Origin of the sequence: Mesorhizobium sp. M7D.F.Ca.US.004.01.2.1 (assembly GCF_003997785.1) — a bacterium.
GTDB classification, from domain to species: Bacteria; Pseudomonadota; Alphaproteobacteria; order Rhizobiales; family Rhizobiaceae; genus Mesorhizobium; species Mesorhizobium loti.
Genome location: NZ_RZRQ01000790.1, coordinates 1 through 340 on the forward strand (window position 1 = coordinate 1; position 340 = coordinate 340).

Here is a 340-nt window from a genome sequence, read left to right on the forward strand (position 1 = left end):
TGCCGTCGGCGCTGACGACATTGAAGGTGTCGGTGTAGGTGGTGCCGGCGACGAACTCGTCATGGGCGGAGGATGCCGTGTAGGTCCAGTTGCCGTCGGCATCGAGGTCGAAGGTGCCGTAGCTGCCGGCGGCAGCCACCTGGGGCACGAAGTGGGGATCGCTGTCGACATCGGAGATGGTGAGCGTGCCCGACGTCGAGATGTCGGCGGCCGTGTTGCCTTCGGTCAGGTCGCGCACATCGGCCGACAGGACGGCCGCGTCGTTGGTGCCCAGGATGTGGACGGTCACGGTGGTGGCGGTGCCGTCGGCGCTGACGACATTGAAGGTGTCGGTGTAGGT

1 protein-coding gene is annotated in these 340 nt (G+C 66.5%); it reads right to left on the bottom strand.

Going from position 1 to position 340, the window contains the following annotated elements; translation table 11 throughout:
* The coding region (locus EN993_RS36830; protein ID WP_164758113.1) for a VCBS domain-containing protein at positions 1-340 on the bottom strand (340 nt) is incomplete at both ends.